The sequence below is a fragment of the Azotobacter bryophylli genome (genome assembly GCF_042643485.1).
GTDB lineage: Bacteria > Pseudomonadota > Gammaproteobacteria > Pseudomonadales > Pseudomonadaceae > Azotobacter > Azotobacter bryophylli.
The window spans coordinates 1-15,781 of sequence record NZ_JBHRSJ010000031.1 but is presented as its reverse complement, the minus strand read 5'-3'; the positions used below and the strand labels follow the sequence as shown (position 1 = coordinate 15,781).

Genomic DNA, 15,781 nt, shown 5'->3' with positions numbered 1-15,781 from the left:
GCCACCGCCGGGGTGGCGCCCGGACAGCTTACAGATTACCCAAAGCGGCGACTACTGCGTCGCCCATCTCGCGGGTGCCGACCTTCTGGCAGCCTTCCGACCAGATATCGCCGGTACGCAGGCCCTGATCCAGCACGTTGCTGACCGCCTGCTCGATGGCGTTGGCGGCCTCGGCCTGACCGAAGCTGTAGCGCAGCATCATGGACACCGAGAGGATGGTGGCCAGCGGGTTGGCGATGCCCTGCCCGGCGATGTCCGGCGCACTGCCGTGGCACGGCTCGTACATGCCCTTGTTGTTGGCGTCCAGCGAAGCCGACGGCAGCATGCCGATCGAGCCGGTGAGCATGGAGGCCTCGTCGGAGAGGATGTCGCCGAACATGTTGTCGGTGACGATCACGTCGAACTGCTTGGGCGCGCGCACCAGCTGCATGGCGGCGTTATCCACGTACATGTGGGAAAGCTCGACGTCCGGGTAGTCCTTGGCGACTTCCTCGACCACCGCGCGCCACAGCTGGCTGGAAGCCAGCACGTTGGCCTTGTCCACCGAGCACAGCTTCTTGTTGCGCACCATGGCCATGTCGAAGCCGACCTTGGCGATACGACGAATCTCGCTCTCGCTGTACGGCAGGGTGTCGTAAGCCATGCGATCGCCGTTCTCCAGCACCTTGCTCTCGCGCGGCTGGCCGAAGTAGATGCCGCCGGTCAGTTCGCGAACGATGAGGATGTCCAGGCCGGCGACCACTTCCGGCTTCAAGCTGGAGGCGGCGGCCAGCTGCGGGTAGAGCAGCGCCGGACGCAAGTTGCCGAACAGGCCCAGCTGCGAGCGGATCTTCAGCAGGCCGCGCTCGGGGCGCAGGGCCGGGTCGATCTTGTCCCACTTGGGTCCGCCCACCGCGCCGAGCAGGATAGCGTCGGCCTTGCGCGCACGCTCCAGGGTCTCGTCGGCCAGCGGCACGCCGTACTTGTCGTAAGCGGCGCCGCCCAGCTCGTCGTAGCTCAGCTCGAAGCCCAGCTGGTACTTCCGGTTGGCCAGTTCCAGCACCTTGACCGCTTCGGCGACGATTTCCAGACCGATGCCATCGCCGGGGAGAATCAGAATCTGCTTGCTCATTGCTTGTCCTTGAATATCGGAACGCGGGAGCGGGCATCGCCCGCTCCCGCCGGAAAAGGAATTACTTGATCGCGCCGAACAGCCAGGGGCTGGTCTGCTGGTGCTTGGCCTCAAACGCTCGGATGGCATCGGCGTCCTGCAGGGTCAGGCCGATGTCGTCGAAGCCGTTGAGCAGGCAGTGCTTGCGGAACGGGTCGATCTCGAAGCCCAGCACCTTGCCGTCCGGACGAGTCACTGTCTGCGCCGCCAGGTCGACGGTCAGCTGGTAGCCCTCGCTGGCCTCGCACTGCTTGAACAGCTCGTCGACCTCGGCTTCCGGCAGGATGATCGGCAGCAGGCCGTTCTTGAAGCTGTTGTTGAAGAAGATGTCCGCGTAGCTCGGCGCGATGATGGTGCGGAAGCCGTACTCTTCCAGCGCCCACGGTGCGTGCTCGCGCGAGGAGCCGCAACCGAAGTTCTCGCGGGCCAGCAGCACGCTGGCGCCCTGGTAGCGCGGGAAGTTCAGCACGAACTCCTGGTTCACCGGACGCTGGGAGCAGTCCTGGTTCGGCTGACCGACGTCCAGGTAGCGCCACTCGTCGAACAGGTTCGGACCGAAGCCGGTGCGCTTGATCGACTTGAGGAACTGCTTGGGAATGATCTGGTCGGTGTCGACGTTGGCGCGATCCAGCGGGCAGACCAGGCCGGTGTGTTGGGTAAAGGCTTTCATTCAGACGATCCTCAGTTCAGCAGCTCACGCACATCGACGAAGTGGCCGGTCACCGCCGCAGCGGCGGCCATGGCCGGGCTGACCAGGTGGGTACGCCCGCCGGCGCCCTGACGGCCTTCGAAGTTGCGGTTGGAGGTGGAAGCGCAGTGCTCGCCGCTCTCCAGGCGGTCCGGGTTCATCGCCAGGCACATGGAGCAGCCCGGCTCGCGCCACTCGAAGCCGGCCTCGACGAAGATCTTGTCCAGACCCTCGGCCTCGGCCTGCGACTTGACCAGGCCGGAGCCCGGCACCACCAGCGCCTGCTTGACGGTGGCGGCGACCTTGCGGCCCTTGGCCACCTCGGCGGCGGCACGCAGATCCTCGATGCGCGAGTTGGTGCAGGAACCGATGAACACGCGGTCGACCTTGATGTCGGTGATCGCCTGGTCGGCGGAGAGGCCCATGTACTTGAGGGCGCGGACGATGGAGTCGCGCTTGACCGGGTCGGCCTCATTGGCTGGATTCGGCACCTTGGCGTCGACCGGCAGGACCATCTCCGGCGAGGTGCCCCAGCTGACCTGCGGCTTGATGTCTTCGGCCTTCAGCTCGACCACGGTGTCGAAGTGGGCGTCGGCGTCGGATACCAGGCCTTTCCATTGCGCCACGGCCTTGTCCCAGTCGGCGCCCTTCGGCGCGAAGGTGCGGCCCTCGACGTAGGCGATGGTCTTGTCGTCCACAGCAACCAGACCGACGCGCGCGCCGGCCTCGATGGCCATGTTGCAGATGGTCATGCGGCCTTCCATCGACAGGTCGCGGATCGCGCTGCCGGCGAACTCCAGGGCATGGCCGTTGCCGCCGGCGGTGCCGATCTTGCCGATGATCGCCAGCACGATGTCCTTGGCGGTGACGCCGGCCGGCAGCTTGCCGTCCACGCGCACCTGCATGTTCTTCATCTTCTTGGCCACCAGGCACTGGGTCGCCAGCACGTGCTCGACCTCGGAGGTGCCGATGCCGTGGGCCAGCGCGCCGAAGGCGCCATGGGTGGAGGTGTGCGAGTCGCCGCAGACCACGGTCATGCCCGGCAAGGTGGCGCCCTGCTCCGGGCCGACCACGTGGACGATGCCCTGGCGGGTATCGTTCATCTTGAACTCGAGGATGCCGAAGTCGTCGCAGTTCTCGTCGAGGGTCTGCACCTGCAGGCGCGACACCTCGTCGTGGATCGACTCCAGGCCGCCCTGGCGCTCGGCCTTGGTGGTCGGCACGTTGTGGTCTGGGGTGGCGATGTTGGCGTCGACGCGCCACGGCTTGCGCCCGGCCAGACGCAGACCCTCGAAGGCCTGGGGCGAGGTCACTTCATGGAGAATCTGGCGATCGATGTAGATCAGCGACGAGCCATCGTCGCGCCGCTTCACTTCATGCATGTCCCAGAGTTTGTCGTAGAGCGTTTTGCCGGCCATCGGACTTTCCTCATCTGTTTTTAATGCGGAGCGATTAGCCCTCGCGTTTGTGCGGAGGATGCTAGGGACTTGCAAGGAATTACTCAAATTCATATTTTTCATCGAATGGATTCCAAAAAGGAATCGGTGAATCAAGCGAGTCGATTCCGTTCTGTCGGGAGTACCCATGGATCTGGCCAACCTCAACGCCTTCATCGCCGTCGCCGAAACCGGCAGCTTTTCCGAAGCCGGCGAGCGCCTGCACCTGACCCAGCCGGCAGTAAGCAAGCGCATCGCCGCGCTGGAGCAGCAGCTCGCCGTGCGCCTGTTCGACCGGCTCGGTCGCGAGGTGACCCTGACCGAAGCGGGACGCGCCCTGCAGCCCAGGGCCTACCAGATTCTGAACGTGCTGGACGACACTCGACGGGCATTGAGCAATCTCAACGGCGACATCAGCGGCCGGCTGACCCTGGCGACCAGCCATCACATCGGCCTGCATCGCCTACCGCCCCTGCTGCGCGCCTTCACCCGCGCCCACCCGCAGGTGGCGCTGGACATCCACTTCCTCGATTCGGAAGTGGCCTACGAGGAGATCCTCCACGGCCGCGCCGAGCTGGCGGTGATCACCTTGGCGCCGCAGACGGCGCCGCCGGTGCGGGCGGCGAAGGTGTGGGACGACCCGCTGGATTTCGTCGCCGCTCCGGAGCACCCGCTGGTGCGCAACGGCGCGGTGAGTCTGGCGGATGTGGCGCAGCACCCGGCGGTGTTCCCGGGCGGCACCACCTTCACCCAGCGCATCGTGCAGCGTCTCTTCGAGGGCCAGGGGCTGACGCCCAACATCGCCATGAGCACCAACTACATGGAGACGATCAAGATGATGGTCTCCATCGGCATCGCCTGGAGCGTGCTACCGCGCACCATGCTGGATGCCCAGGTGGTGCGCCTGCCGCTGCCCGGCATCCAGCTGTCGCGCCAGCTCGGCTACATCGTGCACACCGAGCGGACGCTGTCCAACGCCGCCCGCGCCTTCATGGCCCTGCTCGACGCCGAGCGGGAGCACGAATCGCCCTGAACGAAAAAGGGGCGCCGGAGCGCCCCTCTTCTTCGTTTCATTGCCGCGTCGGCCCGATCAGCCTTCCAGCGCCGGACGCTGTTCGCCGCCGATCGGGATGCGCTTGGGTTTGGCCTCTTCCGGCACGATGCGCACCAGGTCGATGTTGAGCAGGCCGTTACGCAGCTCAGCGCCCTTGACCTCGATATGGTCGGCCAGGCGGAAGGACAGCTTGAAGGCACGCTGGGCGATGCCCTGGTGCAGATAGGCGACGTTCTCGGCAGCGTTCTCGCGCTTGCCGCCGCTGATGGTCAGCACGCCGCGCTCGACCTGCAGCTCCAAGTCGGACTCTTGGAAGCCGGCTGCCGCGACCACGATGCGGTACTGATCGTCGCCATGCTTCTCGACGTTGTAGGGCGGATAGGAACTGCCGGCCTCATTGCGCAGGGCCGACTCGAACAGATCGTTGAAACGATCGAAACCGATGGATTGGCGAAACAAGGGAGCCATGGAAAAAGCGGTCATTTGAAATCTCCTGTCATTCAGCGAGTTTTGCACCGCGGGACCCGACTTCGGCATCCCGCGCACTGAATAGATAGGGACCGGCAAACGGATTTCAAGCCTCGCTCGCCTCAGTTTTTTTGCGACTGCTTTCGCCCTCCCCCAAGGGAGGTCCGTCAGCATCTACCCCGAGCAGAGCGTCCAGACGCGCACAGTCGCTCTCCCGGCGCACCTCGGCGAACAGCTCCGCCGCCTGCGGGTAGTTGCGGGTCAGCATCCCCAGCCACTGCTTGAGCCGTCCCGGCGCATAGCGCGGCGCCAGCTTGCGCCGGGCCTGTCGCCAGAAATCGGCGAGCAGCGACTGCAGCTCGGCCCAGGGCATCGGCTCGGCCTCACGACCGGCGCGGGCGGAGGCGATCTGCCGGGCCAGGTCGGGGCGCGACACCAGGCCGCGACCGAGCATGACGTCCTCCACCCCGCTGACCGCCCGGCAGCGGCGCCAGTCCTCCACGCTCCAGATCTCGCCGTTGGCGATCACCGGCACCGCCACCGCCTCCTGCACCCGCGCCACCCACTCCCAGTGCGCTGGCGGCTTGTAGCCGTCGACCTTGGTCCGCGCATGCACGACGATCTGCGCCGCACCGCCATCGGCCAGGGCGCGGGCGCAGTCCAGAGCACCGTCGGGGCTGTCGTAGCCCAAACGCATCTTGGCGGTGACCGGAACCGATGCCGGCACGACGCGGCGCACCTCGCGGACGATGGCATGCAGCAGCTCCGGCTCCTTGAGCAGCACGGCGCCGCCGCGGGACTTGTTCACCGTCTTGGCCGGGCAGCCGAAATTCAGGTCGATCACCGGCGCCCCCAGTTCGCAGGCGAAGGCCGCGTTCTCGGCCAGGCATGGAGGATCGGAGCCGAGCAACTGCAGGCGCATCGGCGTGCCGGCGCGGGTCCGCCAGCCATGCGCCAGTTCCGGCGCCAGCTTGCGGAAATGCGCCTCCGGCAACAGGCGGTCGCAGACCCGGATGAATTCGGTCACGCACCAGTCGACGTCGCCGACGCGGGTCAGCAGATCGCGCAGGATTTCGTCGACGAGCCCCTCCATGGGGGCGAGGGCGATTTGCATAGGACGGAAGGAGTCTGGCAGAAACGCGGGGCGCGTAGTGTAAGGGACGCACCGCCGGCCGCAACTGCCGATTCGGCGCTAGGCCGGGCAGGACTCGGCGAAGGCCTTGCCGTAGCGTTCGAGGAAGAGCTCCGGCATCCGCTTCGGCCGCCCGCTGGACAGCTCGATGCAGACGAAGGTGGTCTGGGCACGCAGCAGGGTGAGGCCATCGGCCGGACGTATCAGCTGGAACTGGCGGGTCATCTTCAGCCGTCCGTCGGTGTCGACGATCCAGGTACCCATCTGCAGTCGCTCACCCTCGTGGGCGCTGGCGATGTAGTCGATCTCGTGACGCAGCACCGCCATGGCCCGGTCGAGGCTGCGGTATTCGTCCAGGCTCAGCCCCAGACTCTGCGAGTGGCCCCAGGCGCAGCGCTCGAGCCAGCCGACGTACACGGTGTTGTTCACGTGCCCGAGGCCGTCGATGTCCGCGGGCTGCACGTCGATGTCGACGACGAACGGCCCGGGCCGCAGCCAATTCACGAATGGTGCTCCAGGCTGGCGGCCAGCTCGCAGGCCTCGCGGGCCAACTGGGTGATCTGGTCCCAGGCACGGGCGCGGATCAGGCTGGCAGGCGCGATCCAGGTGCCACCGACGCAGGCGACGTTGGGCAGCCCGAGAAAGCTCAGCAGGTTGTCCGGCGTGACCCCTCCGGTCGGACAGAAACGGATGCCGCTGAACGGCTCCTTGAAACTCTTCAGCATCTTCACGCTGGTGGCGCCGTTGGCCGGAAACAGCTTCAGCGAACGGTAGCCGAATTCCAGGGCCAGGAGGACCTCCGAAGGGGTCATCACCCCCGGCAGGTAAGGCAGCTTGCTATCGTCGGCGGCCGCCGCGAGGCGCGCGGTACAACCGGGACTGACGACGAACTGGGCGCCGGCGTCGCGCGCCTCGAGGAACTGCTCGCTGTGGATCAGGGTGCCCGCCCCGACCAGCAGGTCCGGCAGCTCCTTGCGGATCGCCGCCAGGGCGTCCAGGGCCCGCGAGGTGCGCAGAGTCACCTCGAGCACCTCGATGCCGCCGGCCTGCAGGGCCCGCGCCAGATCCACGGCCAGGGCGGCGTCCTCGATCACCAGCACCGGCAGTACCGGGCGTGCCCGTTGCAACACTGCATCCATCGTCAGAGCCATGTTCAGTTCTCCAGCTACCGCGACTGGCGAAGCCCGCTCAGGGCTGCTGCCGTCGCTCGGATTCGATCAGGAAACGGACGATGCCGAATTCGCGCCGCAGCTGCTCGATCAATCCGGGCACCACCTCCAGATTGCCGGCCTTTCCCTGGACCTCCAGCTGCTTGCACAGGTCGGCCATCAGCTGAGCACCCATGTTGCTGCAACTGCCCTTGAAAGTGTGCGCCGCCTGACGCACGGCCTCGCCGTCACGGGCTTCCAGCGCCCGCTCCAAGTCGCCGAGGCGCGCCTGCGAATCGCTCAGGAAGGTTTGCAGCAGAAGCGGGTATTCGTCCTCCATGACGTCCTGCAGGACTGCCAGAACGGCACCATCGAGATGCTCGGTCATTCCAGGCCACTCCATCGGGATCTAAGGCAATTGCCGGGAATTATGCCTGAGCCGACCAGGAAAACTCCACGCACACGCTGCGCCCGTCGTCCGTCCAGGTACAGCTGTCGGCCAGTTGCCGGATCAGTTTCAGCCCTCGCCCGCTGTAGCGATCCACGGATTCCTCCAGCGCCAGCATCCGCTGCACGTCGAAGCCCGGACCGCTGTCCTCGACGCGGATGCTCAGCCGCCCCCCCTGGGCCTGCGGGCGCAGATCGAGATGAAAGCGCACATAACCATCGCACAGCGCCGCCAGTCGCCGGCGCCGCTCGCGGTAGTACTCGGCGAAACCCAGGGCATCGCGCTTGAGCGACGAATCCAGCCCCATCACCCCGTGGTCCAGTGCGTTGGAGTACAGCTCGGCAAGCACGGTGTAGAGCATCCCGCCCTGGGCGCGCAGTTCCTGCACCTCGAGCAGGAGCTGCAGCAGATAGGGCAGCGGGTTGAAGCGCTTGAGGGTTTCCGCACGGAATTCGAAGCTGACCGAGCAATCCATCGGGCAGCTCTGCCCGCTGTCGCTGAAGATCAGCGGCGGCGGTGCACGGGTGCCATCCTCGGTCAGGGTCACCTCGATCAGGCTGGCGTCGTCCTGCCTCTCTCCGCGGAAGGCGACCAGCGCCTCCTGGATCTCCTCGAACAGCCGCTCGGGCTGGCGGTTGCTGTCGAACACATCCAGCAGACGCTGCTCGCCGAACCATTCGCCGCTCTGGTTGCAGACCTCCAGCACGCCATCGGTGAGCAGGAACACGCGGTCCCCGGTCTCCATGGGGTAGATCTCGTAGCGGTCGTCGAAGCAGTTCGGGTCCACGATGCCCAGCGGCAGGTGCCGGGAGCGCAGCGGAACGCGCTCGCCGCTGGCGGGCCGGTACAGATAGCCATCCGGCAGGCCGCCGTTCCAGACCTCGATCACCCGCCGCTGGAAGCTCAGGTTGAGCATGACCGCGCAGCAGAACACCCCGACCGGCAGGGTGTGCTTGAGCTTGGCGTTCATCTCGCGAAGGATCTCGGCCAGGGAATAGCCCTTGGCGGTCATCCCGTAGAACACCTCGGACAACGGCATGGCACCGATCGCCGCCGACAGACCGTGCCCGGTGAAATCGCCGAGCAGCACGTGCAAGCCGCCGGAGGGCTTGAAGGCCGCCAGCATCAGGTCGCCGTTGAACAGCGCATAGGGCGATTGCAGGTAGCGGATGTTCGGGGCGTTGTTGAGGCAGCCCGAGTGGGCCACCTTGTCGAACACCGCCTTGGCCACGCGCTGCTCGGTGAGCAGGTGCTCGTTGTGCCGGGCGATCAGGTCACGCTGCTCCAGCACCGTGGCCTGCAGGCGCCGCAGGCGATCCATCGCCTTGATCTTGGCCTGGAGGATCGGCTGGTTGTAGGGCTTGGCGAGGAAGTCGTCGCCGCCGGCATCCAGGCACTTCACCATGGCCTCGCTTTCGCTCAGGGAGGTGAGGAAGATGATCGGCACCAGCTCCTCACCGGCCATCTGCTTGATTTGCCGTGCCGCCTCGAAGCCATCCATCACCGGCATCAGGGCGTCCATCAGCACCAGTTGCGGGCGCTCCTGCTCGAACAGCCGAACCGCTTCCTGGCCGTTACCGGCAGTCACCACGCGGTAGCCCTGACGACGAATGATGGTCGCCAGCAGCAAGCGGTCGGCGGTGCTGTCCTCGGCGATGAGGATGGACAGGGTGTCCTGCATGGCTGCAGCCCTCGCTCAGTCGCTTCCAGGTCGCGACGTCGATTGCGCTCGGCAGCGATCCGCTAGGTGATGTGGAAGAGCTGCTCGAAGTTGGAGATGGAGAGGATCTTGCGCACGTCCGGGTTGCAGTGGATCAGGCGGATCTGCGCATGCTCGCCGCCGGCGTGGTCACGCAGCAGCAGCAGCATCCCGAGCGCCGAGCTATCGATGTAGGTCGTGCCCTGCAGGTCGATCACGTAGCGCTTCGGGGTGAAGTTGATGCGCTCGTAGGCATTGCGGAATTCCTGGTGGGCGCCAAAATCGAAACGTCCTTCGATGAAGATGTTCAGCTCTTGTCCGTCGGCCGAAGGCAGCGAGGTGATAGCCATGCAAACTCCTTGTCGGGGTGATGAGCCAACGGCTGAGATTTAACACCCCGGTCCGCGCAGAGCAACCGAAAAAAACCACCGTCGCGGCGAACGGCAGACCGCCCGCTATTCGGGCAGTTCATCCTCTTCCTCGCGGCGGCTCATGCCGTATTTACGCATCTTCTCTACCAGCGTAGTACGGCGGATGCGCAAACGCTCGGCGGCGCGCGCCACCACGCCGCCGCTGTCGTCCAGCGCCTGCTGGATCAGGCTGCGCTCGAGGGTGCCCAGGTAATCCTTCAGGTCCAGCCCCTCCGGCGGCAGCACGGCGTGCATGGGCGGCTCGGCCAGGCAGGCGCTCAGCGCCGCCCGCTCGACCAGCCGCTCGCGCAGACCGTCTACCGCCTGCTCTTCCTCGCCCTCGATGTGACGGTACTTCTTCGGCAGCTCGGCCAGGCCGATGGTGCCGTAGGGATGCAGGATCGCCAGGCGTTCCACCAGATTGGCCAGCTCCCGCAGATTGCCCTGCCAGTCATGCCAGCAGAGGGACATGAGCGCCGCCGAATTGAAACGGATGGAGCCGCGCTTCTCGTGCTCCATCCGCGAGATCAGCTCGTTCAGCAACAGCGGGATGTCCTCCACCCGCTCGCGCAGCGGCGGCATCTCGATGGGAAACACGCTGAGTCGGTAGTAGAGGTCTTCGCGAAAGTGTCCTTCCTCGATCATCCGCTCGAGATTCAGGTGGGTCGCGGCGATGATCCGCACGTCGATGGGCTGGGCGATCTTGCTGCCGAGCCGCTCGACGGTGCCCTCCTGCAGCAGCCGGAACAGGCGCGCCTGCATCGGCATGGACATGGCCTCGATCTCGTCGAGGAACACCGTGCCGCCGTTGGCCAGCTCGAAGCGCCCGGCATGGCTGGTCAGGGCCCCGCTGAAGGCGCCCTTCTCGTGGCCGCAGAGCTCGCTTTCCAGCAGTTCGACCGGAATCGCCCCGCAATTGACCGGCACGAACGGCGATTCGCGGCGGCGGGAGTGGTAGTGCAGATTGCGCGCCACCACCTCCTTCCCGGTGCCGGACTCCCCCAGCAGCAGCACGCAGGCATCAGTGTCGGCCACCTTCTGCATCAGCTGACGCACATGCTGGATGGCACGGCTGGTACCGACCAGGCTGCGGAACAGGTTGGGCTCGCGCCACAGCCCGCGCTCGCGGGCCTGGCCGGACATCTCGTGGAAGATCTGGGCGCGGTGCAGGGCGTCGAGCAGCCTGTTGTAGCTGGGCGGCATCTCCAGGCTGGCCAGCACGTGGCGGCGCACCTCCTCGGGCCAGTCGACGGGCACGGGCTCGCCCAGCAGCAGAACCGGCAGGGACTCCTCCCAGCCGATGAGCTCCCTGACCAGTTCGAGCGCCCCGCCCGGCGTATCGACCGAGCCCACCAGCACGCTCAGCAGATCCCGGCCGGAATCCAGCGGACGAACGGTGTCCTGCCAGTCGGCACTGCCGCAGAGCAGATGCGGCTCATCGATGAAATCGAGGATGAGCCCCATGTCTCGACGCCGCTCCGGGGCGTCGTCGATCAACAGGAGTCGCGTGTTTCGCCACATACCGGGTACTGGATTGAGAGGAAGAAACGCCATCGCTGGATGGCGCGATGTTCCATGCCCTCCCGACAACGCAATACCGGCAAAGCAGTCGCAGGCCTATCGGTGCACCGTCACGCTCCAGGATCTCATCCGCTCGGCGGACGAAGAAGGCGCATGATCCTGGGCAGTCCGAGCGGCCTCTAGGCTGGAGTCTAGGACATGGGAGGACAGGGGGCGGGAAAGATTCCCGCCCCCTGTCGGGCCGCTGTCTCAACGCGGCAGGACGGCCGCATAGGCGGCCAGGTGGATGCCCAGCTCGGCCAGGCGCTGCAGGTCTTCGGGGCGGTCCACGTCCCAGAGCTCGGGCAGTAGCAGATGTTCCCAGCCCAGCTGCCGCAGGCGCTCGCAGGTCTGCGCCAGCACCTCCTCGCAGCCCCAGGGAATCTCCGCGAAGAGCAGCGGATCGACCCGGCGCAGGCCGAGCAGCACGAAGCCGCCATCCTCGGCCGGGCCGACCACGACATCACGCTCCTGCAGGGCCTCGCGGGCCGCAGCCAGGTAATCGCCATCGAGCACGGGGCAGTCGTTGCAGACCAGGATCACCGCGTCGTTGCTCGACAGCCCCAGCGTGACGATGCGCCGCATGCGCTCGCCGAGATCGCCCGGCGGCTGCTCGATGAGCGTCCACCCGTGCTCTGCCGCCAGTCTCTCCAGGGACTCGTCCGGGTCGCCATCGAGCCAGAGGATGCGGGGATCGAAATCGTCCGGAGGAAGCGTGATCAACGCGTGCTCGAGCAGCAGCCGCTGCAGATCGCACGCGCCGTCCTCGCCCAACGTGGGAATCAGGCGGAATTTCACCAGGCCGGGCTCCGGTGCGCGCGCCAGCATGTGCAGGGAAACGGACAGGCTCATGCTAGGGTCCTCCAAGATGCCTGCGGGTCAGCATTTCCGGAACTGGCACCGCAATCGTCGGCCAAGCGCATAACGCCATCGACCATACACTACGCCAGATTCCGCGAGCTTCCCAGCACCGGCCGGAGACCCCATCGCCGCGGTCGCCCCCTGCGGCTTTCGCACTCAGATCGTCTCGGCCAGGGTCTCCGGCTTCTGCTGCATCTGCTCGTGGACCAGCGCCTCGTCGACCCGCGGGTCGAGAGCCGCCAGCAGCGGAGAACTGGTCATGTTATCCGCGCTCGGGATGTGGTGCAGCGGTGCGTTCTCGACCTGATAAAGACGGGTCACGGCCTTCGGCTGGATGCGCCAGACCAGGATCAGCGCGCAGGCGATGTCGAAGGCGTAGAGCATGTTGCCGCCCAGATATTTCATCAGCACACCGGCGAGCAACGGCCCGATGCAGGCGCCCACCCCGAAGGTGGCCAGCAGCATGGCCGTCAACGACACCCGCCGCTCGGGCTCGACGTGATCGTTGGCGAAGGCGACCGCCAAGGGATACAGGCTGAACTGCAGCAGGCAGAGCAGAAAGCCGAGCGGCAGCAGCACCGGCAAGGGTACCGTCGGCATGAGCGCCAGCGGCAGGGCGAACAGGGCCAGCAGCATGGCGCAGAGACGGATCAGCCAGGCCCGGTCATGACGGTCGGACAACCAGCCGAGCGGCCACTGCACCAGCAGGCCGGCCAGAACGCAGCTCCCCATGAACAGGCCGATCTCATCGGTGGTCAGCCCTTGGCGCTTCGCATACAGCGGAGCCAGGCCATAAAAGGCGCCGATGACAAGACCGGAAACGGCGATGGTGGTCAGCGACTGCGGCACCCGCCGGAAGAAGAAGCGCGGCTCCAGTGGAGCCGGACGCAGGGGCGCCGGATGGAGCTTGTGGGTCAATGCCACCGGAACCAGGCAGAGGGCGAAGCACAGGGCCACCAGCATCAGCAGCTCGAGCCCGAGGGCCGGGTAGACGACCAATACCAGCTGCCCGAGCACCAGTCCCAGATAGGAAACGGCCATGTAGGCGCCGAACACCGTCCCGCGCTGGTCGGCTCCGGCCTGCTCGTTGAGCCAGCTCTCCAGCACCATGTACTGGCACATCATGCCGATACCGACCGCGAAGCGCAGCAGCAACCAGGCCGGCAGCCAATCGATGAGACCGTGGAGCAGTACTGCCGCCATGACCATCCCGGCGCAGGCGACATAGGCGCGGATGTGCCCGACCCGGGCGATCAGCCGGTGACCGGTCTTGCCGCCCAGGACCAGGCCACAGTAGTAGGCCGCCATCAACCCACCGACCCAGATGCCATCCACCTCGGTCGACAGGCGCAGGGCCAGATAGGTACTCAGCAGGCCGGAGCCCAGCAGCATCATCAGCGTGGCGAAATACAGGCCACGGAAGGATTTCAGGATCAGGGGCATCGCGATGGCAACCTCGATGGATATGGGCGGGCGGCCGCGATCACGGCCGAAGACGACGATCAGGCCTGGGTAGCCAGCACGCGCCGCTCCCAGGGACTGATCTCGTCGAGAAAGCTCGCCAGTTCCAGGGTCTTGCTGGCGAGGTACCCCTCGATGAACTCGTTGCCGAACAGCTGCCGGGCCAACTCGCTGCGTGCCAGACGAACCAGCGCTTCCTGCATGCTGCCGGGCAGGAGCAGATCGTCCGGCACCCGGAATTCGCCCTGCAGCGGCTCGCTCGGCTCGATTTGTCGCAGCAGGCCATGCAACCCCGCGGCCAGACTGGCGGCAATCGCCAGGTAAGGGTTGGCATCGGCGCCCGGCAGGCGATTCTCCACCCGCCGCGCCGCCGGCTCGCTGGCCGGAATGCGCAGGCCCGCGGTGCGGTTGTCGTGCGACCAGCAGGCATTGTTGGGCGAAGCGTAGGGATTGCAGAGTCGCTGGTAGGAATTCACATGGGGCGCGAACAGCAGGGTGAGGTCCGCCAGCGTCGCCTGCAGCCCGCCGATGAAATGGCGGAATGCCGGGGTCGACTGGCCCTGCTGGTCGCTGAACAGATTGCGACCGCTGCCCTCCTCCACCAGGCTCTGATGGATATGCATGGAGCTACCCGGCACATTGCCTAGCGGTTTGGCCATGCAGACCGCCATCAACCCGTGCTTGAGCGCCACCTCCTTGAGCAGGTGCTTGAACAGGAAGGTCTGATCGGCCAACTGCAAGGGATCGCCATGCAGCAGGTTGATCTCGAACTGACTGACGCCCATCTCGTGCATGAAAGTATCGCGCGGCAGCCCCAGCGCCGCCATGCAGCGGTAGACCTCGTCGAAGAAGGGGCGCAGACCGTTACTGGAGGAAATGCTGAAGGCGGAGAAACCGGCTTCGCGTCGTCCATCCAAGCCGTGCGGGGGCTGAAACGGCTGCAGGGGATCGGCATGGGGCGCGAAGACGAAGAACTCCAGCTCCGTGGCCACCACCGGCCGCCAGCCGTGACGCGCATAGGCGGCCAGGACCCGCTTGAGCTGCGCCCGGGTGGACAGCACCGAGCCCCCTCCCGTCAGCTCATCGGCATCGCAGATCGCCAGTGCCCGCGGCCGCTCGCTCCAGGGCAGGACGTGGATCTGCTGCGGATCGGCACTCAAAACCAGATCGCCATCATCCCCGCCATAGAAGCGCGTAGGCGGGTAGCCTCCCATGATGCACTGCAGCAACACCCCCCGGGCCAGCTGCAGCCGGCGCCCCTCGAGAAAGCCCGCGGCGGTCATCACCTTGCCCCGCGGCACGCCATTGAGGTCCGGGGTGACGCACTCGACCTCCTCCACTCCAGCCAGCCGTTCGACGAGAGCCAGTGGGTACTTGCTGGTCATGACAGATACCGTCCCTTCAAACTGCCGCCAGCACAAGGTACGCAGCCGTCATGCGAAAATTCAAGCCGTTCGGATGCCGATCTATGCCAGGCGGACATCCGGACAATGCCTATCCCTGCCGCCCCGTGCCGCCAGGGCGTTCTCAACCTGTTGGTAGCGAATGCGATGTCCGATCCGATGGCCTACGGCGGCTTGTTCATGCTGGCACTGGTCGCCGCCACCCTGCTGCCGGCGCAGTCCGAAGCCGCATTGGTCGGCATGCTCCTGAGCGGCGCTTATTCGACGGATGGCCTCGTGCTGGCCGCCACGCTCGGCAATACTCTCGGCTCGCTGGTGAACTGGCTGCTCGGTCGCTCCATCGAGCGTTACCGGGAACGCCGCTGGTTTCCGGCGAGCGCGAAGCAGCTGGAGCGGGCACAAAGCTGGTACCACCGCTACGGACGCTGGTCGTTGCTACTCAGCTGGCTGCCGCTGGTCGGCGATCCCCTGACCCTGATCGCAGGGGTGATGCGCGAGCCGCTTCCGAGCTTTCTGCTGATCGTCACCCTGGCCAAGGCCGGACGCTATCTGGTCCTCACGGCGCTCACGCTCGGTTGGAACTAGGCTCTGTACGAAAAGTACTGCCGTAGGCACCGCAGCGTACAAGCCAGCGTGACCATGGCGGCAAAACTTCTTGCTAGCTTATCGTAACGGGTGCCAATCCTACGGCTCTCCTTCAACCAGCCGAACATCCGCTCGATGATGTTCCGTTGCCGGTATTTAGGACGGTCGAATAGCCGAGGAGGCCCCGGTTTAGGCTTGCGCTTCATGGTTCGCAGCGGAATTACCGGCTGCATCCGGTAGCGGTCGCAGTACTGGCGCAGATGCTCAGCATCGTAGCC

Annotated in this window: 17 protein-coding genes; 2 read left to right on the top strand and 15 right to left on the bottom strand. The window is 66.0% G+C overall.

Going from position 1 to position 15,781, the window contains the following annotated elements; translation table 11 throughout:
• Positions 1–28: 28 nt before the first annotated feature.
• The 3 genes from leuB to leuC form a co-directional block, all read right to left on the bottom strand.
• Positions 29–1,111 carry a 3-isopropylmalate dehydrogenase gene (leuB, locus tag ACFOJE_RS14945; RefSeq protein ID WP_377815251.1) on the bottom strand — a complete coding sequence of 361 codons (1,083 nt, stop codon included), beginning with the start codon at positions 1,109–1,111 and terminating at the stop codon, positions 29–31.
• Between the two features lie 61 nt (positions 1,112–1,172).
• Entirely contained in the window at positions 1,173–1,820 is a 648-nt protein-coding gene (leuD, locus tag ACFOJE_RS14940) for a 3-isopropylmalate dehydratase small subunit (protein WP_377815249.1), read from the bottom strand.
• 11 nt (positions 1,821–1,831) lie between these two features.
• On the bottom strand, positions 1,832–3,256 hold the full coding sequence (gene leuC / locus ACFOJE_RS14935; protein ID WP_377815248.1) for a 3-isopropylmalate dehydratase large subunit: 1,425 nt from the start codon (positions 3,254–3,256) through the stop codon (positions 1,832–1,834).
• A 166-nt stretch (positions 3,257–3,422) separates the two neighbouring features.
• Here leuC and ACFOJE_RS14930 point away from each other — a divergent pair, with 166 nt between their 5' ends.
• On the top strand, positions 3,423–4,307 hold the full coding sequence (locus ACFOJE_RS14930; RefSeq protein ID WP_377815247.1) for a LysR family transcriptional regulator: 885 nt from the start codon (positions 3,423–3,425) through the stop codon (positions 4,305–4,307).
• Between the two features lie 57 nt (positions 4,308–4,364).
• Here the strand turns inward: ACFOJE_RS14930 and ACFOJE_RS14925 are convergent, their stop codons facing one another.
• From ACFOJE_RS14925 to ACFOJE_RS14875, 11 genes are all read right to left on the bottom strand, one after another.
• Entirely contained in the window at positions 4,365–4,811 is a 447-nt protein-coding gene (locus ACFOJE_RS14925) for an Hsp20 family protein (RefSeq protein WP_377815246.1), read from the bottom strand.
• Positions 4,812–4,902: 91 nt separating this feature from the next.
• Entirely contained in the window at positions 4,903–5,910 is a 1,008-nt protein-coding gene (locus ACFOJE_RS14920) for a tRNA dihydrouridine synthase (protein WP_377815245.1), read from the bottom strand.
• Positions 5,911–5,988: 78 nt separating this feature from the next.
• The gene (locus ACFOJE_RS14915; RefSeq protein ID WP_377815243.1) at positions 5,989–6,432 is read right to left on the bottom strand and encodes an acyl-CoA thioesterase; all 444 of its coding nucleotides are present in this window, start codon (positions 6,430–6,432) and stop codon (positions 5,989–5,991) included.
• Positions 6,429–7,079 carry a bifunctional 4-hydroxy-2-oxoglutarate aldolase/2-dehydro-3-deoxy-phosphogluconate aldolase gene (locus ACFOJE_RS14910; RefSeq protein ID WP_377815242.1) on the bottom strand — a complete coding sequence of 217 codons (651 nt, stop codon included), beginning with the start codon at positions 7,077–7,079 and terminating at the stop codon, positions 6,429–6,431. The genes ACFOJE_RS14915 and ACFOJE_RS14910 overlap by 4 nt, the downstream gene beginning before the upstream one ends.
• Before the next feature lie 37 nt (positions 7,080–7,116).
• A complete protein-coding gene (locus tag ACFOJE_RS14905) occupies positions 7,117–7,464 on the bottom strand; it encodes an Hpt domain-containing protein (protein ID WP_377815241.1) in 348 nt (115 codons plus the stop codon).
• Positions 7,465–7,504: 40 nt separating this feature from the next.
• Positions 7,505–9,205: a SpoIIE family protein phosphatase gene (locus ACFOJE_RS14900; protein WP_377815239.1), complete on the bottom strand. Its 1,701-nt coding sequence runs from the start codon at positions 9,203–9,205 to the stop codon at positions 7,505–7,507.
• A gap of 62 nt (positions 9,206–9,267) precedes the next feature.
• Positions 9,268–9,573 (bottom strand): STAS domain-containing protein, encoded by a 306-nt coding sequence (locus ACFOJE_RS14895; RefSeq protein WP_377815237.1) that lies wholly within the window; start codon positions 9,571–9,573, stop codon positions 9,268–9,270.
• A gap of 105 nt (positions 9,574–9,678) precedes the next feature.
• The gene (locus ACFOJE_RS14890; RefSeq protein WP_377815236.1) at positions 9,679–11,154 is read right to left on the bottom strand and encodes a sigma-54 dependent transcriptional regulator; all 1,476 of its coding nucleotides are present in this window, start codon (positions 11,152–11,154) and stop codon (positions 9,679–9,681) included.
• A 249-nt stretch (positions 11,155–11,403) separates the two neighbouring features.
• On the bottom strand, positions 11,404–12,045 hold the full coding sequence (locus ACFOJE_RS14885) for a TIGR04282 family arsenosugar biosynthesis glycosyltransferase (protein WP_377815235.1): 642 nt from the start codon (positions 12,043–12,045) through the stop codon (positions 11,404–11,406).
• Positions 12,046–12,210: 165 nt separating this feature from the next.
• The gene (locus tag ACFOJE_RS14880) at positions 12,211–13,497 is read right to left on the bottom strand and encodes an MFS transporter (protein WP_377815234.1); all 1,287 of its coding nucleotides are present in this window, start codon (positions 13,495–13,497) and stop codon (positions 12,211–12,213) included.
• Between the two features lie 59 nt (positions 13,498–13,556).
• Positions 13,557–14,900 carry a glutamine synthetase family protein gene (locus ACFOJE_RS14875; protein ID WP_377815233.1) on the bottom strand — a complete coding sequence of 448 codons (1,344 nt, stop codon included), beginning with the start codon at positions 14,898–14,900 and terminating at the stop codon, positions 13,557–13,559.
• A gap of 165 nt (positions 14,901–15,065) precedes the next feature.
• Between ACFOJE_RS14875 and ACFOJE_RS14870 the strand changes: the two genes are divergently transcribed.
• Complete coding sequence (locus ACFOJE_RS14870) at positions 15,066–15,503, top strand: YqaA family protein (RefSeq protein ID WP_377815232.1); 438 nt, start codon at positions 15,066–15,068, stop codon at positions 15,501–15,503.
• Here ACFOJE_RS14870 and ACFOJE_RS14865 read toward each other — a convergent pair.
• The coding region (locus ACFOJE_RS14865) for a transposase (RefSeq protein WP_377815231.1) at positions 15,500–15,781 on the bottom strand (282 nt) is incomplete at its 5' end. The genes ACFOJE_RS14870 and ACFOJE_RS14865 overlap by 4 nt on opposite strands.